This window comes from Bacteroides sp., from assembly GCA_036351255.1.
Taxonomy (GTDB): Bacteria; Bacteroidota; Bacteroidia; order Bacteroidales; family UBA7960; genus UBA7960.
The window spans coordinates 1-20,793 of sequence record JAZBOS010000060.1 but is presented as its reverse complement, the minus strand read 5'-3'; the positions used below and the strand labels follow the sequence as shown (position 1 = coordinate 20,793).

19 protein-coding genes are annotated in these 20,793 nt (G+C 49.1%); 13 read left to right on the top strand and 6 right to left on the bottom strand.

Annotated elements, in window-relative coordinates:
• Positions 1–114: 114 nt before the first annotated feature.
• Positions 115–504: a DUF3276 family protein gene (locus tag V2I46_05970; GenBank protein ID MEE4177040.1), complete on the bottom strand. Its 390-nt coding sequence runs from the start codon at positions 502–504 to the stop codon at positions 115–117.
• A gap of 341 nt (positions 505–845) precedes the next feature.
• Here V2I46_05970 and nusB point away from each other — a divergent pair, with 341 nt between their 5' ends.
• From nusB to V2I46_05925, 9 genes are all read left to right on the top strand, one after another.
• Entirely contained in the window at positions 846–1,778 is a 933-nt protein-coding gene (nusB, locus tag V2I46_05965) for a transcription antitermination factor NusB (protein MEE4177039.1), read from the top strand.
• A 54-nt stretch (positions 1,779–1,832) separates the two neighbouring features.
• The gene (locus V2I46_05960; GenBank protein ID MEE4177038.1) at positions 1,833–2,279 is read left to right on the top strand and encodes a DUF1573 domain-containing protein; all 447 of its coding nucleotides are present in this window, start codon (positions 1,833–1,835) and stop codon (positions 2,277–2,279) included.
• 29 nt (positions 2,280–2,308) lie between these two features.
• On the top strand, positions 2,309–2,641 hold the full coding sequence (gene yajC, locus V2I46_05955) for a preprotein translocase subunit YajC (GenBank protein MEE4177037.1): 333 nt from the start codon (positions 2,309–2,311) through the stop codon (positions 2,639–2,641).
• Positions 2,642–2,741: 100 nt separating this feature from the next.
• On the top strand, positions 2,742–3,755 hold the full coding sequence (locus tag V2I46_05950) for a YbbR-like domain-containing protein (protein MEE4177036.1): 1,014 nt from the start codon (positions 2,742–2,744) through the stop codon (positions 3,753–3,755).
• Between the two features lie 29 nt (positions 3,756–3,784).
• Entirely contained in the window at positions 3,785–4,378 is a 594-nt protein-coding gene (gene coaE / locus V2I46_05945; GenBank protein MEE4177035.1) for a dephospho-CoA kinase, read from the top strand.
• A gap of 66 nt (positions 4,379–4,444) precedes the next feature.
• Positions 4,445–5,530: a type IX secretion system protein PorQ gene (gene porQ, locus V2I46_05940; GenBank protein ID MEE4177034.1), complete on the top strand. Its 1,086-nt coding sequence runs from the start codon at positions 4,445–4,447 to the stop codon at positions 5,528–5,530.
• Position 5,531: 1 nt separating this feature from the next.
• Entirely contained in the window at positions 5,532–6,404 is an 873-nt protein-coding gene (locus tag V2I46_05935; protein ID MEE4177033.1) for a 4-hydroxy-3-methylbut-2-enyl diphosphate reductase, read from the top strand.
• A gap of 7 nt (positions 6,405–6,411) precedes the next feature.
• A complete protein-coding gene (locus tag V2I46_05930) occupies positions 6,412–8,031 on the top strand; it encodes a S8 family serine peptidase (GenBank protein ID MEE4177032.1) in 1,620 nt (539 codons plus the stop codon).
• Between the two features lie 13 nt (positions 8,032–8,044).
• Positions 8,045–8,758, top strand: coding sequence for a hypothetical protein (locus V2I46_05925; GenBank protein ID MEE4177031.1), 714 nt, complete (start codon positions 8,045–8,047; stop codon positions 8,756–8,758).
• Positions 8,759–8,771: 13 nt separating this feature from the next.
• Here the strand turns inward: V2I46_05925 and V2I46_05920 are convergent, their stop codons facing one another.
• From V2I46_05920 to ruvX, 4 genes are read right to left on the bottom strand one after another with little or no spacing between them, the layout of a single operon-like run.
• Positions 8,772–9,407: an O-methyltransferase gene (locus V2I46_05920; protein ID MEE4177030.1), complete on the bottom strand. Its 636-nt coding sequence runs from the start codon at positions 9,405–9,407 to the stop codon at positions 8,772–8,774.
• Positions 9,408–9,410: 3 nt separating this feature from the next.
• Positions 9,411–10,637, bottom strand: a complete 1,227-nt coding sequence (locus V2I46_05915; GenBank protein ID MEE4177029.1) for a pitrilysin family protein — start codon at positions 10,635–10,637, stop codon at positions 9,411–9,413.
• The gene (def, locus tag V2I46_05910) at positions 10,634–11,197 is read right to left on the bottom strand and encodes a peptide deformylase (protein MEE4177028.1); all 564 of its coding nucleotides are present in this window, start codon (positions 11,195–11,197) and stop codon (positions 10,634–10,636) included. Before def ends, V2I46_05915 begins: the two co-directional genes overlap by 4 nt.
• Positions 11,194–11,625, bottom strand: coding sequence for a Holliday junction resolvase RuvX (gene ruvX / locus V2I46_05905; protein ID MEE4177027.1), 432 nt, complete (start codon positions 11,623–11,625; stop codon positions 11,194–11,196). The genes def and ruvX overlap by 4 nt, the downstream gene beginning before the upstream one ends.
• Positions 11,626–11,931: 306 nt before the next feature.
• On the opposite strand from ruvX, the gene V2I46_05900 reads away from it, so the two are divergent.
• Complete coding sequence (locus tag V2I46_05900) at positions 11,932–14,697, top strand: triple tyrosine motif-containing protein (protein MEE4177026.1); 2,766 nt, start codon at positions 11,932–11,934, stop codon at positions 14,695–14,697.
• 60 nt (positions 14,698–14,757) lie between these two features.
• Here V2I46_05900 and V2I46_05895 read toward each other — a convergent pair whose 3' ends face one another.
• Complete coding sequence (locus V2I46_05895) at positions 14,758–15,015, bottom strand: hypothetical protein (protein MEE4177025.1); 258 nt, start codon at positions 15,013–15,015, stop codon at positions 14,758–14,760.
• A gap of 17 nt (positions 15,016–15,032) precedes the next feature.
• On the opposite strand from V2I46_05895, the gene V2I46_05890 reads away from it, so the two are divergent.
• From V2I46_05890 to V2I46_05880, 3 genes are all read left to right on the top strand, one after another.
• On the top strand, positions 15,033–18,077 hold the full coding sequence (locus V2I46_05890) for a TonB-dependent receptor (GenBank protein MEE4177024.1): 3,045 nt from the start codon (positions 15,033–15,035) through the stop codon (positions 18,075–18,077).
• 11 nt (positions 18,078–18,088) lie between these two features.
• Positions 18,089–19,564, top strand: coding sequence for a RagB/SusD family nutrient uptake outer membrane protein (locus V2I46_05885; GenBank protein MEE4177023.1), 1,476 nt, complete (start codon positions 18,089–18,091; stop codon positions 19,562–19,564).
• A gap of 35 nt (positions 19,565–19,599) precedes the next feature.
• Positions 19,600–20,793: LamG-like jellyroll fold domain-containing protein (locus tag V2I46_05880; protein ID MEE4177022.1), on the top strand; the 1,194-nt coding region annotated here is incomplete at its 3' end.

The window sequence follows — 20,793 nt, the reverse complement described above, 5'->3', positions numbered from 1 at the left end:
CCATCCGGGCCGGAGCGTTTTTTACTCCAGTGCAAATTTACAATTTTAGGATGCTTAGCGGCCTTTTTTTTGTTAAAAATTACAAAGCGCGCAAATACAGCGGGGATGCGGGTCTTATTCTTCTGCCTCTCCATCCTCCCTGCCGGGGTTTGGGGTGCCATCCTCTGAGGCTTTGCCGGCTTGACCGTTATCGGCACCTTCTCCTTCGTCGCGGTATGATCGGCTCAGGTGGGGCGCTTCGGGCTGGGCTTCTTCAATGGCGCTGAAGGCTTCGTTCAGGGCATCCCTGAACTTGTCAAAATCTTCGCGGTACAAGAAGATCTTGTGCTTCTCGTAAAAGAATTTGCCGCTTTGCTGGTCGAAACGTTTCTTGCTTTCGGTGATGGTGAGGTAGAATTCTTCGTTGCGCGTGGCTTTTACATCAAAGAAATACGTTCTTTTTCCTGCCCTTACTGCCTTGGAAAAAATATCCTCTCTTGTGTTCTGGCTGCCAAAATTGTCCATTTTCCTTCCTTTCGTTAAAAGAACATTGCGGTTGCTAAAAGTTCCTTTTCCTGCAAAAATTATGCCCGGGCATTACATTTGTCAGTTTTTTTTCATCACCCGGTGCAGGAAGAAATGTATATTAATAAAACGTTTTTTGGATAATAACGGTTCAACCAAAAAAACGATAATCATGCGGAAAAATTGCATAGTGAGGAAGAGGCGGTAATTTTTGGCAGGAGACAAGCAAATTTCCATTACTTTTGCAAAGTTTCCGGGCGGGCCTTTGCGGGTAAATTTCCCGGCAAATGACCCTGTTCCTTGTATCATTGAATACTGACCCTATGTTAAACCGAAGGCATTTGCGCGTAAAAGTGCTACAGAGCCTTTATGCTTTTTTCCAGTCGGGCAACTCCGACCTGGGCGCCGGCGAGAAAGAGCTGCTTTTTGGGATTGAAAAGATCTACGACCTTTACCTGTATCAGTTTGCCCTGCTGGCCGAATTGTTTCACCAGGAGGAGCGTCTGCTGGCCGAAAACCGCTACAAGCACCTGCCCAGCCAGGATGACCTGAACCCCAATACCCGCTTTGTCGACAACAAGGTGCTGCAAATCATTGCAGGGCACGAGTCGCTGGCGGCCAAATGCAAGAAACGCCGCATTGGCTGGGAAAACGACCAGGACCTGGTGCGTAAGTTGCTGGCCCACATCAAGCAACAGCATTATTTCCATACCTACATGAGCAAGGAGGAGGTCAGCGTGGCCGATGACCGCGACTTTGTGATCCGGATGGTAAAGAAGGACATCGTGGACTTCGAACTGCTGCATTCGTTTTATGAGGAAAAAAGTATTTACTGGATCGACGACTGGGAACTGGTGAACATGATGCTGGTGAAGACCCTCAAGGGGGTTGACCCGGAGGCGGGACTGGGACTGATGCTGATGGACCTGTTTAAGGATGACGAAGACCGGGTGTTTGCGCGCGAATTGTTTAAGCGTACCATCCTTAACCACCTTGAAATGGAAGGGATCATTTCGGCCAAGACCCAGAACTGGGACCTGGAACGTATCGCCCTGATGGATGTCATCATTATGAAGATGGCCCTGACCGAAATTTTGAAATTCAGCGAGATCCCCGTCAAGGTGAGCCTGAATGAATATATTGAGTTGTCGAAAATGTACAGCACGCCCAAGAGCAAGATGTTTGTCAATGGGGTGCTCGACAAGCTGGTGGAAGAGTTTGTGCGCGACAATAAAATCAACAAGCATGTTAAAGGCCTTTCAGACCAGGCTTAGAACCCTTTTTTATACCTTTGTTTTTACCGGTTATTTTGATATAAAAAAACTATAATGAACCATAAGATCCATTTTTTTCTGATCGTTGCCCTGATGGCCGGTTTAACCTTTTCGTGCAAGCGTGGGGAGTCCACCTCTGTAGCGCAGGCCGTTGAAACCACCAGCCCTGCGTCAGGCGAGACCAAAGCCCCTGCAGTGACTTTTGAAAAAACGGAGTACGATTTCGGAAAGATATTCTCTGGGGAAAAGGTGACCTATAGTTTCAGTTTCACAAATACGGGCGATGGTCCGCTGATCATCGTCAATACGCGCAGCGGCTGTGGCTGCACCGTGGGTGATTACCCGCGTGAGCCCATTCCCCCGGGCGGCGAGGCACGCATCAAGGTGAGTTTTAACAGCGCAGGGCGAAAGGGCTTCCAGTCGGAGAGCGTCCGCGTGGTGACCAATGCCCAGCCGCAGGAATACCTGCTGAGGATCACCGCAGAAGTATTGCAGAATTAATCCATTTTTAACCTTTAAATATCCTGAACATGAATTTTTTGAATCCTATCATTCTTATGACTCCTCCCGCAGAAGGCGGGGCTGGTGGCATTGGTGCCTTTTTACCCCTGATCCTCCTGATCGTGGTCTTTTATTTCTTCTTCATCCGTCCGCAGATGAAAAAGCAAAAGGACCTGAACAAATTCCGCGAGAACCTGAAGAAAGGCGATAAGATCATCACCATTGGCGGCATCCACGGAAAGATCATTGAGATTAACGACAAGACCTTCATCATTGAAGTGGAAGGCCAGAACCGCCTGAAGATCGAGCGGTCGGCGGTGTCGCAGAATGCAGTGTCGGAGAATCTGGCCGAGACCCGCTAATTGAACCACAGAAGGTTGCCGGGCCGGGTTTTCCGTGGATCCATTGGGTCTGCGGTCAGCGCGGTCATCAGCAACCTTTTTGTTTTTAGGAAGTGACCTGATGAAAAGCATCAAAGCATACTGGCATACCCTCCGGCAGCGGTTTCGTGAGCCGGGCAGGAAGAAAAAGACCTATGTCTTCCTGCTGTGCCTTTTATGCAGCGCCTTTTTCTGGCTTTTCATCAAGCTTTCGCGCGAGGCGCAGATGGTGTTTGAGCAGCCACTGGTGATAACGAATGTGTCCTCCGATGTGGTTGTCAGCCAGTTGAGTCACGAGCGGGTAAGCTATACCGTTCAGACCAATGGCGCCCGTCTGCTGCTTAGCCGTTATGCCAAGCCTTATGATAGTCTCCGTGTGGATGCAGGGACGCTGGGAAAGGTGACACGCAATGGTAAGCTCTGGCATTATGTTTCGCCGGGACAGTTGCGCAGCCGGCTGTCGGAACGTCTTGACGCCAGCAGTCAGCTGGTGGGTATCTGGCCCGACACGGTATTTGTCAGTCTGGCCTATGCTGCCCAGAAACGTTTACCGGTCCGCCCTGATGCGACTTATACTTTTGAGCGCCGTTTCGGGCAGTATGGCCCGGTGGCGTTGAACCCCGACAGCGTGACCGTCAGGGGCCCGCGGCAGCTCATCGACACCCTTCAGGCCATTTACACCGAGCCCCTGACGTTTGAACTCCTTGCAGAAACAGTTCAGCAGCCCGTGGCCCTTATGAACCCGGCATTCGGCCAGGGTTTGACACTGGAGGTGAACCAGGCCGAGCTGATCATACCAGTGGAAGAGTTTACCGAGACTTCGGTGGACCTCAACATCGAAGTGGTTTGCCCCCAGGAGGCAGGGCAGGGGCAAAGGAACCTGCGGCTGTTCCCCAACCGGGTGACGGTGACTTGCCTGGTGTCTCTTAAAGATTATGCCCGGTTGGAGGCCTCACAGTTCAAAGCCCACGTGGTGTGCCCCAGCGGGAATCCAGACAATACTGACAGGCTGGAGGTCATTGTTGAGACCTTCCCTGAATTTGTAAGCATTCAGAGCATCAGGCCCTCCTCGGTTGAATTCCTGATCATTGAATGACCATGTTGTTTTAACCCTTTGATCAGCATATGCTACAGGTAGGCCTGACAGGAAATATTGGCAGTGGTAAAACAACGGTGTGCAAGGTGTTTGAGAACCTTGGCGTGCCGGTGTTCTACGCTGACCTCAGGGCTCGCGTGATTATGGAACGCGAAGTCGTGGTAAACAGAGTCGTGAAGGAATTTGGAGCAGATATCCTGGATGAGGAAGGGAAACTGAACCGTAAGGCGCTTGCAGGCATTGTGTTCAACGACAGGGAAAAACTGGACCGGCTTAACGGAATCGTTCATCCCCTGGTGCGCACGGATTACCTGGAGTGGGTCAGTGAAAATAAGGATCAGCCCTATGTCATTGAGGAGGCAGCCATCCTGTTTGAATCGGGGATGGCCGCTCATTTCGATCAGGTCATCGTGGTGGCAGCCCCGCTGGAAGTGCGTATCGAAAGGGTGATGCAACGCGATGGGATCAGCCGTGAGGAAGTGTTGCGCAGGGCTGCAAACCAGTTTGCCGAAGAGGAACTGGTGGCAAGGGCCGATTACGTGATCCATAATGACAACCGTCAACTGGTGGTGCCACGGGTGCTGACCATTGACCAGAGTCTGCGCCGGATGCAACAATTTTGATTGCCACGTGTTTGAATAATAAGCCCTGTGAAAGGGCGTTTTGAATAATAACCATCTGTTGCCGGAATGATAAAGAAGCTAAAGTCTTTCCTTTTTATTGCTCTTCTTTCAGGACCTGTGTTGGTTTTTGCCCAGCAAAGCGGCAGGGCCTATGAGTTTCTGGGTCTACCGGTTTCGGCAAGGGTCACTGCACTGGGCGGATACCCCGTGCCTGATCTGGATGCTGACCTGGGGTCGGCTTTGTTTTATCCTTCTCTCTTGCGGCCTGAGGTGAGCAATCACCTTTCACTCAATTTCGTTGATTATTTCGGCGACATCAATTACGGGACGGTCGCTTTTGCCAAGACCTTTGAAAAGCCCGGGACCTTCAGTGCCTCCTTGCAATACATCGATTACGGGGTGTTTACTGAGGCAGACGAGACGGGACAGACCTACGGGCAGTTTGGGGCCGGTGAATACAACTTCATGCTGGGCTGGGCCCGCCCGCTCAATGAGCATTTCTCCATCGGCAGCAATGTAAAACTGATTTATTCTTCGCTAGAAGAATATTACTCCTGGGGATTGGCGGCAGACGTATCGGTGACCTACCAAAACCCTGAGCGCCTTTTGGCTATGGGCCTGGTGGCGCGCAATATCGGGCGGCAAGTGATCCACTACCGGGAAAACAACAGCGAATCCCTTCCCTTTGACCTGGTGTTTGGGATCTCAAAAAAACTGGCCAATGCGCCACTGCGTTTTTCCTTTGCCGTACATAACCTGCACCGCTTTGACCTTACCTATGTTTCACCCATTCAATTGCCCGGACAGAGCTACTGGGGCGATGAAGAGCCTTCCCAAACCGCCAGTGAGCGTGTGGGTGATTTCTCTGATAAGTTGATGCGACATATGGTGGTGGGAATGGAATTTCTTCCGGGTAAAAATTTTGCGTTCCGGATCGGTTACAATTACCGTCGCCGGCAGGAGATGAAGGTGGATACCCGTCTCTCGACGGTTGGGTTTTCCTGGGGCTTTGGGGTGAAGATCTCCAGGTTTCAGTTGAACTACGGCCGCTCTAATTATCACCTGGCCGGTGCACCCAATCACATTTCTATCAGCACGAGTTTTTCCGATTTGTTCCAATCAGGAGACAGCGTTCCTTCCCAGCCCGAATGATATGCGTATTGAGATTGAAGCCCGCAGCGGGTTCTGTTTTGGAGTAAAACGTGCCATTGAGAGGGCGGAAGAGGCCTTGCACCAGGGCGAGCCATTGTTTTGCCTGGGGCAGATCGTTCACAACGAGGAAGAAGAGAAAAGGCTTCAGGGTCTGGGGATGCAGCAGCTCGAACCCGGGCATTTGAAAGCCATTCAGGGGAAGCGCGTCTTGCTGCGTGCCCATGGCGAGCCACCCGAGACTTATCATAGATTTTACGAAAAGGGGGCCAGGGTGATCGATGCCACCTGCCCTGTCGTAATCAAGTTACAGAAAAGGGTTAAAAAGGCTTTTGAAGAGATGCCCGGGGCACAGATTTTGATCTATGGAAAACAAGGACATCCGGAAGTCATTGGCCTGGAGGGGCAAACGGGTTACCGGGCCATCGTGGTGGGCGACAATGCCAAAGACCTTGAAATAGTGGACCTGAGGAAGCCTGTGGTATTATTCAGCCAAACCACCAAAAGCCTGGAAGGTTTTGGGGAGCTTATCCAAAGGATATGGCAGGGGATGCAAAGCGTGGGAGCCGATCCCGATGAATTGCTTACGGTGAACGACACCATCTGCCGGCAGGTGTCGCGCAGAGGGCCTGCAATAAAAAAGTTTGCACAAAGCCACGATGTGATTATTTTTGTGAGCGGCATCAACAGTTCCAATGGACGTTACCTTTTTGGCCTGTGCCGCGAGGTGAATCCAAAGACTTATTTGGTGGGCCATGCGAAAGACTTGCAAAAGGAATGGATTGAAGGGGCTCAAAGCGTTGGCATCAGCGGAGCCACCTCCACACCCCGCTGGCAATTGGAACAGGTGGCGGAAGCCATAAAAAATTTAACTTAGGCCACAGATGAGAAATTTGTTTTTTTTACCACTTTTGGCTTGTTTACTCCTGTTTACCGAACCGGTGAAGGCGCAGCCGTCCGGATTTCTGGAAAGGGGTGAGGCTGTTGAAAATGTCTGGGTGTTTTTCACTGACAAGGATGGCGTGGCATTTGACCCTTATGACTTTTTTCATCCCAGGGCCATTGAAAGGCGTTTAAGGCACGGTCAGGATCTTTATGACCCCCAGGATTACCCCGTCAGCAAGGATTACCTGAGCCGTGTTGGGCTGCTTGCTGACTCGACGGATGTGGTTTTACGATGGTTCAATGCAGTGAGTGTCTTTGCAAGGCCCTCACAATTGGAGCAGATCGCCGCATTGCCATTTGTGGAGCGGATTGAGCCGATGACAGTGATCGCTGTTCCGGCTAATTTTCGTGAAGATCCCTTGCTTGTTGAGCATCTGTCTTCATCGCAAAAGGAACTGATGGAAGCACAGATCACCCATATGAGCGGACAGTGGTTTTTTGAAAATGGTTTGGATGGACGAGGGATCCGCGTTGCCATTTTCGATGCAGGCTTCCCCGGGGTTGATGAGCATCCCGTTTTTCAGCATATCCGCGAGGAAGGCAGGATCGTGGCTACGCGTGACTTTGTCAGGAGACGTCAGGATGTATTTGGCAAAAACAGCCACGGCACAAGCGTCATGTCGCTCATCGGGGGGATGGCAGACAGCCTTCATCTGGGGCTGGCCACCGGGGCCGAGTTCCTGCTTGCCCGCACCGAGACCTGGACAGAATATTTCTCTGAGGAGAAGTACTGGCTTGAAGCTATGGAGTGGGCCGATCGTCTGGGTGCAGATATTATCAATTCCTCCCTGGGTTATACCTATCAACGTTATTTCCCGGAGGATATGGACGGGACCAAATCACTTGTGGCCCGTGCAGCGCAAACGGCTTTCCGGAAGGGGATCCTGATCGTCAATGCCGCGGGCAATGATGGCAGCCGTAAACAATGGGAGGTGATAGGCACGCCGGCAGATGTGACAGAAGTACTTTCGGCTGGCGCCCTCGATTATCCTTCGTTAATCCGTGCCGGCTATTCTTCCAGGGGCCCCACTGCCGACGGGAGAATGAAGCCCAATGTAGCTGCCTTAGGGACGGTGGTGGCTGCCGGGAAAACTGGTTTGAAAAGAACCAGTGGCACCTCTTTCGCCAGTCCCCTGCTGGCAGGATTTGCCGCCTGCCTCTGGCAGAAGTATCCCGACTGGACCAATCAGCAGGTGTTCGATGCCATGCAGCAAAGCGCCACCCTGTATCCCTATTTCGATTATTCGCATGGCTTTGGTACCCCGCAAGCCGATTACTTTTTCCAGGATCCCGGCAATGGTTTCAGGCCTACCTTTGACTTTGTCAGCACCCCCGGCGAATTAAAGGTGTTGATTCACATCAAAACCCTGAAAGGAGAGAATGAGCAGCCCGACCGTTACCTGTATTACCAGGTGCAGGATGCTGATCAAAAGATACTGGAATATTTTGTTGTCAAGGTTCATCAGCCGGAGGTATTGTCGCTGGACCCCGGTGATTTTGTTCCCGGACAAAAGCTTGTCGTACATTTTGAAGGTTATACAGCTATCTGGAATTTTTAATCAATCAGTGCATATGCAGTTAAGGTTTTGCTTGTTTTTTGTCATTGGCCTGCTGGTTATGGCCCCTCTTGCAGCGCAGGAGGTTGTTATTCACGAGGACTTGCAGGGCGATACCCTCGTGCCGGAATACGGGATGAACCGTAAACATTACCGCCACACCTTCGTAGGCAGTCATTTTTTCCTCGGGGAGGCGGAGGGGCCTTCCGGCAAGATCAAATACGGCGCTTCCTGGGCCCTGGAGTATGGCATCCGCTATAAGCGGCGTTTCTCGAACGTGCTATCAGGAGGGGCGGAATGGAGCATCAGACGGCTGGCCTATGCACCCAGTGATTGGGGAATGGCTGTTATTGTCGGAGAAGATGAACTGAAGCGGGAGCGCCTGATGCTGATGCAGACCGGCATTGGCCTGTACCAGCGGATCAATTACCAGAAGCGGCGCGGTGATTTCATCGGACGCTTTATCGATTTCGGGGTTTACGCCAACTGGAATTTTGTCACACGGCATGCTTATTCCTTTAAAAATGCCCAGGACGAAAAGGTGAAAGTGAAGGTTTCGCGGCTGAGCTATGTGGAGCCTTTTGAATATGGGGCGCTGGCAAGACTGGGATTTAATAACCTGGTTTTTAAAGGCACTTACCGTTTTTCTGATCACTTCAGCGAATCCTCAGGTCTGGATGAATTTCCCCGCTTCACGCTGGGCGTGGAAGTTGGGCTTCATCCAAAATAAATTTCCTGCAGCCTTATTTCTTACGGATTAAAGAGAGCCCGTCGCGGAATGGGAGAAGGATCTTTTGAACCCCCTGGCGGTCACGGATGTGTTGATTGAAGCGGATGATGCCTTGTGTTTCCGGGTCATTGGGAGCAGGTTCGTTTAAAACCTTGCCATCCCATAAGACATTGTCAGCCAGGATGAGCCCACCGGAAGGCATCCGATCGATGACCATCTCGAAATAGGTAACATAATTTTCCTTATCGGCATCAATAAAAACGAGGTCGAAGGTTTCATTGATGCGTGCGATCATGTCAAGGGCTTCGCCGATGTGCTGAATGATCTTGTGTTCAAGCCCTGCCTCGGTGAAAAAGTGCCTGGCAAAATCTTCCAGTTCGGGGTTGTGGTCGATGGTGTGGAGCAGGCCATCGGAAGTGAGTCCCTGGGCCAGGCAAATGGCAGAGTAACCGGTATAAGTGCCAACTTCAAGAACCCTTCGCGGCCTGTGGATGAGGCTGATCATCTCAAGCAGTTTTCCCTGGAGATGACCGGAGAGCATCCGTGGTTTGAGCACCTTTGCCTGGGTTTCGCGGCTGAGGCGCTGTAAAACCGGGGACTCCGGGTCGCTCATCTGACGGGCATATTTCTCTATCTTCTCTGAGATCATTGCTTAGCGGGGTTTAAAGGTGAGCATGCTCAGCCGCTCAGGATCGAAGATCTCATTGGCGGTTTCGAGCAACTCAGCCGCCGTTACGGCTTCAATTTTCCTGTTGATCTCCTCAATGGTTTCCACTTTGTCGTAGAGCAGGATGCTTTTTCCCATTGAGAGCATCTCAGCCATATTGGATTCGAATGAAATGGCCACCTGCCCGATCAATTGCTGCTTGGCCCGTTTCAGCTGGAGCAATCCAAGACTTTCATTGCGAAAGCGGTTCAGTTCCTTGCGAATCAGCGAAAGGGTCTTTTCGATATAACCTGCTTCAGTTCCAAAATAAAGGCAGAAGGTGCCGGTATCGGAATAGGGCAGGTAATGGCTTTCGATGTTATAGCAGAAGCCGTGCTTCTCGCGCACAGCCATATTAAGCCGGGAGTTGAGGCCGGGTCCTCCGAGCATATTGTTGAGGAGGATCAAGGCAGTTTTACGGGAATGGTCGGCGTGGTAGGCCGGGCTTCCCAATACACAATGGGCCTGGTGGTTGCGGCGGTTAACCACTTTTTCAACCGGCTGATAATGATTAACTGCAAGCCGCTGATTTTGTCTTTGCCCCTGGGGTGCGTGCCCAAAATATTTCTCAGTGAGACGGATAAGGTCAGCGAAGGGAATACGGCCCACCGAGCAAATCACCATTTCTTCGGTAGCATAGGTCCTCTCCATGAAACGCTGGATGTGGCTCTGGTTAAAGGTCTTCAGGTATTTAGGAATGCCGAGGATATTTCTGCCCAGGGGATGGTCGCCAAACACCAGGCCATCAAAGTCGTCGAAGATCTGTTCGGAGGGATTGTCCTTGTATGAGTTGATCTCGTCAATAATGATGTCCTTTTCCTTTTTCAGCTCCTTTTCAGGGAAGGTGCTGTTGAATAGAATATCAGAAAGCAGGTCGAACCAGCGGGGGTAAAAGTTATTCATAAAGGAGGCGTGAATACAGGTGTCCTCCTTGGTGGTGTATGCATTGAGTTCGCCCCCCACATTTTCCATGTGACTGAGGATGTGATGGGAACGCCGTTTCTGGGTTCCCTTAAAAATGACGTGCTCGATGAAGTGCGCCAGCCCTTGTTCGTTGGCTTCTTCATCGCGCGAGCCTGCATTGATGGTCAGGCCACAGTGCGCCACATAGGAATCTGTGGGTTTATGGATAATCCGGATGCCATTGGACAGCCGGTGGGAGAGATAGGTCATTTTTTCTTCAGGGGAAACTTCATGGGATAGTCGGGGTGAACATTGCCCTTCGAGATGTTAAGGAGTTTATTGCGAATCAACCTTCTTTTCAGGGGAGAGATGCGGTCTACCATCACGACACCTTCCACGTGGTCGTATTCGTGCTGAATGATGCGGGCACCAATCCCATCGTATTCCTCCTCCTGAAGTTGAAAATTTTCATCGTGGTATTTGATCCTGATATTGGAGGGGCGGTAAATGTCCTCCCTGAGGTCGGGGAAACTCAGACAGCCTTCGTTAAAAAGCCATTCTTCTCCCCATTTCTCCAGGATGACAGGATTAATGAACACTTTTTTTAAGTCCTTTAGTTTGGGGTCTTCATCATCGAAGGGGGATGCATCGACCACAAACAGGCGAAGGCTTTTGCCTACCTGCGGGGCTGCCAGTCCCACACCATTGGCCTGATACATCGTTTCAAACATGTTTTGAATGAATTCCCCTAGTTCTGGATAATCCCTGGGGATTTCCCTTGCCTTGGTCTTTAGGACGGGGTCACCGTAAGCAACAATGGGTAATATCATCTGTGTTGAATTTTGTTTGCTGTCATTTCCAGGTATGATTGCAGGATAATGGTTGCGCTGATGGTATCAACGAGGGCCTTGTTTTGCCTGGCTTTCCGGCCAAGACCAGCATCGATCATCGTTTGCAGGGCCATCTGCGAAGTGAAGCGTTCGTCCATGCGTTCGATGCGCATTTCAGGGAATTGCTTGCGCAGGTGCTTCACGAAGGGTTCGATGAAACGCGCAGCATCTGAGGCCTGACTTTTCATATCAAGCGGCTCACCCACCACCATGCATTCAACTTGTTCCCTGCTGCAGTAATCTTTCAGAAAAGAGATCAGGTCCTTCACGTGCACTGTGGTCAGCCCATTGGCGATCATCTTCATCTCATCGGTGACTGCAATGCCTGCCCTTTTCTGTCCGTAATCTATCGCTAAGATCCTACCCATCAGGTATTTTTTGCTGTGCAAAGGTACAAAAAAAGAACTTGAATTCAGCAAGGGAAGCTTAGAATGGACTGGTCGATTTTTTTGAGGGACGGGCCCATATCTATTTGTCAGACGGCATTTTCACAAAAAAATTAGCGTCTTTGTTGTTAATTCTGACAATTATTAACTTTGGTCAGCACAACATCCAACCCATCCGTTAATATGGAGAGATATTTTCCCCGTTCTTTTTTCCCTTTGATAAGGAAGGCCCTGGTGCTGATTTTGATTTTAGTATTTTCCAAAGGGTATGGACATATACCGCTTCATGTGAAGAGTTACGACAGGGAGGCTTATGGGGGAGGCAACCAGAACTGGGCCATTGATATGGATGATGCAGGAACCCTTTTTGTTGGTAATACAAACGGGCTGATAGTACTCAGGGGATCATCCTTCAGGTTGTATAAGATGCCCCTGGAAACCCCGGTAAGGTCGGTTAGGTACATCGACGGATTGATCTATACGGGCTCTTTTGAGGATTTTGGCTATTGGGAACCGGCAGGATCAGGCAGCCTTGAATACCATTCACTGGCAGGCTTACTGGGGGAGGGGAGTCTGAAGAATGAAGAGATATGGAGGATTCAGCAGCATGGTGATGCCATCTATTTCCAGAGTTTTGGAAAATTATTCCGCTTTCAGAATAACTCATTGGAAGAAATTGCCTTGCCGGGTTCCGTGCTTTTTTTGATAAAATGCGATGACCGCTTGTTCATCCAGGAAATTGATGGGGGCTTGTTTGAGTTGTCGGGGAATGAGCTGGTTTTTCTTGAAGGGAGCGGGATCTTTCAGGACACGGAGGTGAAAGCTATTATGCCATTCCGGGACAATCAGGTGATCGTGGGGACAAGTTCAAATGGACTTTTTACTTATGATGGGCACTCCTGGATTCCATATGAGACAAATGCCGATGAACAGATCAGGGAAAACAAGATAAACAATGGAGTCAGGGTAGGGGAGACGATGGTTTTCGGAACCATTATGAAAGGTTTGTACGTTTTTGATTTGGATGGGCAATTGCTTCAACATTTGCACGCAGGTAATCTGCTTCAGGATAATACGGTGCTTGCGCTAAAGAGTGGTCTGGACAATAATCTTTGGGTTGGTCTTGATAAAGGTCTTGATTATGTCAGCTTTTATTCGCCAGTGGATTTGTATGTGGGGATGGAACCTGAACTGGGTACCGTATATGCTGCCACCTTGCATAATGGAATCCTTTACCTAGGAACCAACCAGGGCATTCATTATTTAAGTCCCGGCAAGGATGGAATATTTGGCGATATACAACTTATTCCTGAGTCGCAGGGGCAGGTCTGGTTCATTGAGGAGATTGAGGGGGAATTGTATTGCGGGCTGAACAATGGAACGTTTGTGATTCGAAACCGCAGGCTGATTCCTGTCAGCCAGGTCAGCGGAGGGTACAACCTGAAGCGGATTCCTGACCCCAAGGAGGATTTTCATATTCAAAGCACGTATTATCCCCTGGTCGTTTACAGGAAGGAAGGGGGGTTGTGGCGTGACCACCACGTGTTGGAAGGGTTTGAAGGGCCTGCACGTTTTTTGGAGATCGACCACTTGGGAAACATTTGGCTGGGGCATGCACTTTCTGGGATATACCGTTTGCAACCCGACCTGGAATTGAAAACAGCCCCTCCTGCAATAAAAATTGACGCTTCTTTAGGGCTCAACAGTCCCACCAACAGGTTGTTTAAGGTCGACAACCGCATTGTGGTGCTTACTGGTGAAACCCTTTTGCAATGGGATGCCGTGAATCAAAAGCTGGTTCCCTATAACGAATTGATTCCCAACCTGCAAGGATTTGAAAAGTCGAGAATGATCGTGGAGGCAGGCCCCAATCTTTATTGGTTCTTCAGAAAAAAGGAGGCAGGATTGTTTGAAATCCGATATGGAGAGGCCGAATTGCTTTACCGGCTTCTTCCGGAATCGTATGGCCTGGAACTGGTTGAAAATTACGAAAATATAGTTGCCCTGAATGACAGCCTTCACCTCATTTGCCTTACCAATGGGTTTGCCCTTCTAAATCTAGAGCAATTCAACGGTGTATCTGGCGAAGGACTATCGCCCGAGATTAGAAATCTTTTCTGCTGGAAGCATCCGGGCCGAGTAATGCAATTTTCTTTACCGCTGAAAAGTGGGTTGAAGCTGAAGCGAGGCTATGATAACCTCAGGCTGGAGTTCTTTGTCCCCGGACCGTTAGGGCATCAAACAAGTTTTCAGTACCGGCTTTCGGGCATTGACCAGGATTGGAGTGAATGGACACAGACTTCTGAGGTGACCTATCAGCGTTTGCCTGCCGGCAGTTATACGTTTCAGCTCAGGGCTCTGGGGAATAAAGGGTTGATGACCGAAACCAGTGAGTTGAGTTTCCGGGTTCGCTCACCCTGGTATTTATCTTTTTTTGCCATTGCCCTATTTGTGCTTACCTTGCTGTTTCTGTTCTGGCTTATCCGATTGCGTTACCTTCGCCAATTCTACAAAAAACGTGAGGAAGCCATGAAGGAGGAGCAAAGGCAGATCCTGAGGGGGAAAGAGCACGCTGAAGGTGAGATCATCAGACTCTCGAACGAAAAGTTGCAATCGGAGGTCTCTCTAAAGAATACGCAGTTGGCCAATAATACCATGTCCATCATCAGAAAGAATGAATTGTTGATGGAAATCCAGGAGGAACTGAATCGTCTCAGGGAGGAACTGGGCAGCCGGTTTCCGAAGAAATATTACTCCCGGATCAATAAACTGATTGAGAACAATGTGAAAAGCGATCATGACTGGGAAATGTTTGAAAAACTTTTTGACCAGGCGCACGAAAACTTTTTTCAGCGGCTGAAATCAGCCTTTCCTGAGTTGACCCCCAGTGACCTGAGGCTTTGTGCCTACCTTCGCCTAAACCTTTCTTCAAAAGAAATCGCTCCCCTACTAAGTATCTCCGTGCGGGGGGTTGAAGAGCGGCGTTACCGCCTGAGGAAACGCCTTGGCCTTACTCCTGAACAGAACCTGACGGAATTTATTCTGGCCTTCTAAGAATGGGGGCAAATGTTTTTGTGAAGAATAGTTCGTCTTTTCTAGGGAAAAATTTCCTGTTTACATAAAATTTTCGTACCTTTTAGGGTTCATTAAGGCCCTGACAAATAAATAATTGCTGTAAGTCAGCTTTTTTTGCGTGGGTAATGTTGAGGTAGCTTTTTGACTCACATATGGGGTGAAGTAGTCATGTTGTTGTGCTTTTCTTGCAAAAGCACCATGCTGGTAATAACTTGCAGACAATTCGGCATATCCGTATGCTGGTTCTTCCTTATGGTTAATGAATTTTTTGTTTGGTTCAAAAACATAAATATCCACAATTTAACCATTTGCCTATGAAATATCGAATTGGTATCAGACAATGTTTCAGGCTTCTGTTGGTTTTTGCTGCTATGTTTTTACTGAGTTTTCAGGTCAACGGACAACGCATTGTGCGGGGAACGGTTACCGCATCCGACACCGGAGAGACCCTGCCTGGCGTAAATGTAGTGGTGAAAGGTACGACCCGTGGGACGACCACCGGGATCGACGGAGACTACCAGATCGAATTACAGCCAGGTGATCAGGCCCTGATTTTTTCCTTTATCGGGTTTGATGACCAGGAAATCGTGGTGGAAGACCAGCTGATTATCAATGTCACGCTGCAGGTTACCAGCACGCAACTGGAGGAGTTTGTAGTCATTGGTTATGGCACGGTAAGGAAAAGTGACCTCACGGGTGCGGTGAGTTCCCTCAAGTCGGAGGACATCGTAAAAATTACTACATTGAATCCGGAGAATGCGCTTCAGGGAAAGGTGACGGGTGTGCAGATCACCACGACTTCCGGTGCTCCGGGTGCAGGTTCTGCCGTAAGGGTCAGGGGTGTAGGTACTTTTAACAATTCAGCACCTATCTATGTAGTGGATGGAGTGATTCTGGATGACATTTCCTTCCTGAACTCGGCTGACATTGCCTCCATGGAGGTGCTCAAGGATGCCTCGGCCACCGCAATTTATGGCTCGCGGGGCGCAAACGGGGTAATCCTCATTACCACCAAAACAGGTACCATAGGTCAGGAAAAACCTCTTTTCAGCTTCACAACGGAGTGGGGCATGCAACAACTGGCAAGTAAGATCGACTTGCTTACAGGTAGAGAGTTTGCTATTATCAGCAATGAGATTCGTTCCGGAACATATAACAATGTGGACGTATTGCCGAATACCGACTGGCAAGACCTTATTTTTCAAACGGCGCCTGTTCAGAATCACCAGCTTTCGATTACAGGAGCTTCCGAAATTTCACAATATTATGTAGGTCTTGGGCTTTTTCTTCAGGATGGTATTATTCCTAAAAGTGATTATCAGCGATTTACATTGAGGCTGAATAACACGTATAATCTTTCAGAACATTTTCGTTTGGGTAATAACATCACCCTCGCACCTTATCAACAACAGAATGCGCCCAATGTGACCTACTCGGTTTACCGGGCCCAGCCTTTGCTGGAGCCCTATTATCCTGACGACAGTTTTGGGGTAGTATATAATGTAGGTAACCCTTTAGCAGATCTTGAGTATTCGAATAACTACCGCCGTGGGATTCGTGGTGTAGGAAACATTTTTGCCGAAGCCAATCCCATTGAATCCCTGACGCTGAAGTCGAGTTTTGGTGTCGATGCCTCTTTCAATAAGGCTGAGAGTTTTACCCCTGCCTATACCATTTATAACCCGGACGGAACGGCTTCGCAGCAATACAACGAATTCAGCGATATTAATAAGGGCAGCAACGATAATCTTAGCTGGCTTTGGGAAAATACAGTCAGCTATGACAAAGTCTTTACCGGCCATGCCTTGAATACAGTTGCCGGTTTCACCATGCAGCAAACCCGTTCAGAGGAAATCAGGCTTTCAGGGCAAAACCTCATCCGTGATGATGGTGATTTCTGGTACATCCTTCCGCCCTATATTCTGGATGAAGCAAACAACATCAATATGTTGCAGAGCATCTATAATGGTGTGGATCCGAACCAGTTCTACTCCATGGTCTCATTCCTGTTCCGGGCCAATTATTCCTTCGACAACCGGTATATTGCCACGGTTACTTTCCGTCGTGACGGTTCCTCCAAATTCAGCGAACAGAACCGGTATTCGAATTTCCCCTCCTTTGCGGTTGGTTGGAATATTATCAATGAAAAGTTCATGGAACCCATCATGTTGATCAGCAATTTAAAGCTTCGTGCCAGTTGGGGGATGATCGGAAATGAAAAGATTTTGTATTTCGACCGTTTTGCCAGGGTGCAATCGGATCTGCTGGCCATTTTTGGCAATCCGGATGCTTCCAATCCGGCAGCCAGCTACTTGAAGAATGGCAATCCCGACCTGAAATGGGAGACCACTACACAGACAGATATTGGCCTCGAGATAGGTTTGCTCAACAACCGGTTAACTGGTGAGTTTGACTTTTACAACCGGGTGACCGATGACATCCTGATCGAGCTTTCAACCCCTGGCCATATTGGTAACGGACAGGGTCAACGGGTGAGGTATAATGCCGCTTCGGTTCTTAACCGCGGTTTTGAATTAAATGTTCGCTGGCGTGAAAAGATCAGGGACTTCAGCTATGGAGTCGGTGTGCTCGGCACTACGATTCACAATGAGGTGCTTTCCATTGGAGGCGCCAGTGGGATTGACTCGGTGCTGATCGGCGGTTACCTCGGGAATGGCATACCGGTTACCCTTAGCAGGGTAGGCTTGCCGATTGGAGCGTTCTACGGCTATGTCACCAATGGGATCTTCCAGACAGAGGAGGAATTGAACAGCTACCCCCACTTTTCGCTGGCTGAGGTTGGTGACCTCAGGTTTATCGACATCAACAAGGATGGAAGGATTAGTGGGCTAGACCGTACTTATATTGGGTCACCCATTCCGAAATTTATATTTGGCCTCAACTTTGAGTTTGCCTATAAGGCCTTTGACCTGTCGTTTGACATTCACGGACAGACAGGGAATAAGATCTTCAATGGCAAGGATGCTGTCAGACCTGACCCCTATAACTTTGAAAGGAATGTCTGGGATCGCTGGACGGGACCGGGTACCAGCAATACAGAGCCACGGCCTTCCTTCGGGGGATACAACTACACGCCTTCTGACCGGTTTATTCAGGACGGCTCATTTGCAAGGCTGCGCAACGTGATGTTTGGCTACACCCTTCCTGAATCAGTGGCTGCAAGACTTGCCATGCAAGAGGTCAGGTTGTATCTGAAAGGAACCAATATTTTCACGCTCACCAAATTTTCGGGCTACACGCCTGAGATCGGGAGCTATGATGTCTTATCCAACGGGATCGATTACGGAATTTACCCGATCGCAGCAGTATACTCCATTGGTCTGAACATTACATTTTAAAGGGCTTAGCTATGAAAAAAACAACAATCATATTAGTGATTATAAGCTTAGGCTTATTTCAGGGTTGCGAAGATTTTCTTGAGCTGAACCCCCAGGGACAGTTAACCCAGGAATCGTTTCCTACGACGGCCGCTGATGCCATGCTTGCAACCAATGCGGTTTATTCCACTATGAGGAGCTGGCATTATCATTCAGGGGGGTATCCCATCCTGGATTTTATGTCGGATGATGCACTTAAGGGCAGTAACCCTGCTGACCAGGTGAACACGCTGGGGCCATATGATACCTTTACTTTTACCACAACGCAAGATGGGCTTGACCGTTGGTGGACAGCCCTCTATCAGGGTATCAAACGCGCCAATGTAGTAATTGAGAAAGTACCTTCCATTGAAATGGATGGAGATTTACGCAATCGTTATGTAGCCGAGGCCAGATTCCTGAGGGGCTTGTATTATTTTGACCTGGTCAGGGCCTGGGGCGGGGTGCCGCTGATCACGACGACCACCCCTGCACTTCAGGTTCCAAGAGCCAGCCAGGATGATATTTATGATCTCATTGAAGAAGACCTTCTTTTTGCCGTTCAACATCTCCCTGAGAAAAGCGGCTACGGAGAAGCAGATTTGGGCCGTGTTACTAAAGGGGCTGCCAAGGCATTGCTGGCCAAGGTGTATCTGTTCTTGCATGATTTTGTAAATGCTGAAATTTATGCCCTTGAGGTGATCGGGTCGAATGAATACGATCTTGAACCTGTTTTTGTGAATGCCAATGGTAAGGATGGTGAACATGGTATTGAATCCGTGCTCGAAATTGGGGCTATGGAAACCGAAGGAGCCGTGGGGAACCAGTACGCCAACACCCAGGGTGTCAGGGGGACTCCCAACCGTGGCTGGGGTTTTAACAGGCCCACCCTGGACCTGCGATATAATTTCGAAGAGCAGGATCCAAGGCTCAAGGGAACGATCATTGACCTTGGTGATGTGATTGATGGCATCCTTATTTTAGGCGATGGAACCACACCTGATGAAACTTTTGATGATGACGGCAACCTGATTGAAGTGGAGTGTTATAATCGTAAAGTGTGGATCCCTGGTACATCAACCAATACACAGTTTGGACATAACCGTCGCCTGATCCGTTTCTCTGATGTGTTACTGATGGCTGCCGAGGCCCTGAACGAAAACAACAAGCCTGGTCAGGCCCTGGTACATTTAAATCGCGTCAGGGAAAGGGCTCGCCAGGGCAACGAAGAGATTCTGCCCGACATTACTACCACGGATAAGGATCAGCTTCGAAACATTATCTTACAGGAAAGGCGTATGGAACTGGCTTTGGAAGGCCACCGCTTCTGGGACCTCGTGAGAACGGGGAAAGCCCAAGAAGTTTTAGGGCCTTTAGGATTTGTTCCGGGTAAACACGAATTGCTCCCAATACCCCAAACCGAAATTGATATTTCGCAAGGAACATTAACTCAAAACCCCAACTGGTAATTATTTCTCTTTTTGTTTAACCAAAATCAATTGTTATGAAACGCAAACATTTTTTGATGAGCTTCGCTCTTTTAATGGCGATTTTTTCAGTAACCTTTATCGGATGTAAGGAAGATGAACCTGAGGACCCGGCACTCGAAGCGCTGGTGGCAGGTGCCATTGACCTGAACGCTGCAACTTCGGCTACAGGAGTTCCAGTAAATCCCGTCATTGAGGCTACCTTTAATGTGGATATTGACCCTGCCACAGCCACTGCATCCAACATTACCCTTATTCAGGATTATGATGATGCAAATGTAGAACTGGATATTACGGTTTCCGGGAAGAAAATCACAGTTCAACCAGTGAGCGACCTAGGTACTGGAACCCTTCATGAACTGAAATTTGGTTCCGGCATCAAGTCAGTGGATGGTTTATTCCTGGCTGAGGTGTCCAGGACATTTACTACCGTGGGAACCTTTGCGCCTTCCGGTGTTGTTGCCCACTGGTCTTTTGAAAACAATGCCGATGATGCAACGGGTAACTATAATGCCTCTTCCAGTGGCATTGTCGACATTTCCTATGTAGATTCGCGTAATGCCGAAGCAGGCAAAGCTGCTGACTTTAACGGGACGACCAGCATTATTGAAATTCCCAATGCTGACCCGTTGGTAAATACCGCTGATTTTACCATTTCTTTCTGGGTCAGGGCAATTCCCCAGGATAAAGGACATTTTGTCATGGGCCTTGGTGCTTATTATGGTCTTCAATTTGAGATCTTTGGCGGGCTCGATGGTGCAAAATTTGCCATTCAGTATGAACTGGGAGATGGCACAACAGCTACTGAAGATATGTGGTTCCCCAGTGAAGCAACATACAATGAAAATGGAGGCTGGCAAGGATGGGATTTTGCAAAGTCCATTACTCCTGCAGAATATGTGGCTATGGTTAGTGAAACCTGGTTGCATGTTACCTATACCTACGATAGTGCCGAAAGGAAAGGGACACTTTATTATAACAGTGAAAAAATGAAGAGTTTCGATTTCGATTTGTGGCCTGATGGCGATCCCAAACAAACTGTTGTGGGGTTGAAATATGCTGGTTTTGAACCAGATGTGGTTAAAGACCTTGCGTTTGGTTTTATTCAGTCACGTGCCGGTACGATGTGGGATAATGAACCCTGGGGCGGTTATGACTTCCCTGGAGCCAACCATTTTAAAGGGCAACTTGACGATGTAAGAATTTACCAT

Bases quoted from the DNA above. Each gene is read 5' to 3' on its own strand.
- V2I46_05970 (MEE4177040.1), bottom strand. From the start codon at position 504: ATGGACAATTTTGGCAGCCAGAACACAAGAGAGGATATTTTTTCCAAG.
- V2I46_05960 (MEE4177038.1), top strand. From the start codon at position 1,833: ATGAACCATAAGATCCATTTTTTTCTGATCGTTGCCCTGATGGCCGGT.
- yajC (MEE4177037.1), top strand. From the start codon at position 2,309: ATGAATTTTTTGAATCCTATCATTCTTATGACTCCTCCCGCAGAAGGC.
- V2I46_05950 (MEE4177036.1), top strand. From the start codon at position 2,742: ATGAAAAGCATCAAAGCATACTGGCATACCCTCCGGCAGCGGTTTCGT.
- coaE (MEE4177035.1), top strand. From the start codon at position 3,785: ATGCTACAGGTAGGCCTGACAGGAAATATTGGCAGTGGTAAAACAACG.
- porQ (MEE4177034.1), top strand. From the start codon at position 4,445: ATGATAAAGAAGCTAAAGTCTTTCCTTTTTATTGCTCTTCTTTCAGGA.
- V2I46_05935 (MEE4177033.1), top strand. From the start codon at position 5,532: ATGCGTATTGAGATTGAAGCCCGCAGCGGGTTCTGTTTTGGAGTAAAA.
- V2I46_05930 (MEE4177032.1), top strand. From the start codon at position 6,412: ATGAGAAATTTGTTTTTTTTACCACTTTTGGCTTGTTTACTCCTGTTT.
- V2I46_05925 (MEE4177031.1), top strand. From the start codon at position 8,045: ATGCAGTTAAGGTTTTGCTTGTTTTTTGTCATTGGCCTGCTGGTTATG.
- V2I46_05920 (MEE4177030.1), bottom strand. From the start codon at position 9,407: ATGATCTCAGAGAAGATAGAGAAATATGCCCGTCAGATGAGCGACCCG.
- V2I46_05915 (MEE4177029.1), bottom strand. From the start codon at position 10,637: ATGACCTATCTCTCCCACCGGCTGTCCAATGGCATCCGGATTATCCAT.
- def (MEE4177028.1), bottom strand. From the start codon at position 11,197: ATGATATTACCCATTGTTGCTTACGGTGACCCCGTCCTAAAGACCAAG.
- ruvX (MEE4177027.1), bottom strand. From the start codon at position 11,625: ATGGGTAGGATCTTAGCGATAGATTACGGACAGAAAAGGGCAGGCATT.
- V2I46_05890 (MEE4177024.1), top strand. From the start codon at position 15,033: ATGAAATATCGAATTGGTATCAGACAATGTTTCAGGCTTCTGTTGGTT.
- V2I46_05885 (MEE4177023.1), top strand. From the start codon at position 18,089: ATGAAAAAAACAACAATCATATTAGTGATTATAAGCTTAGGCTTATTT.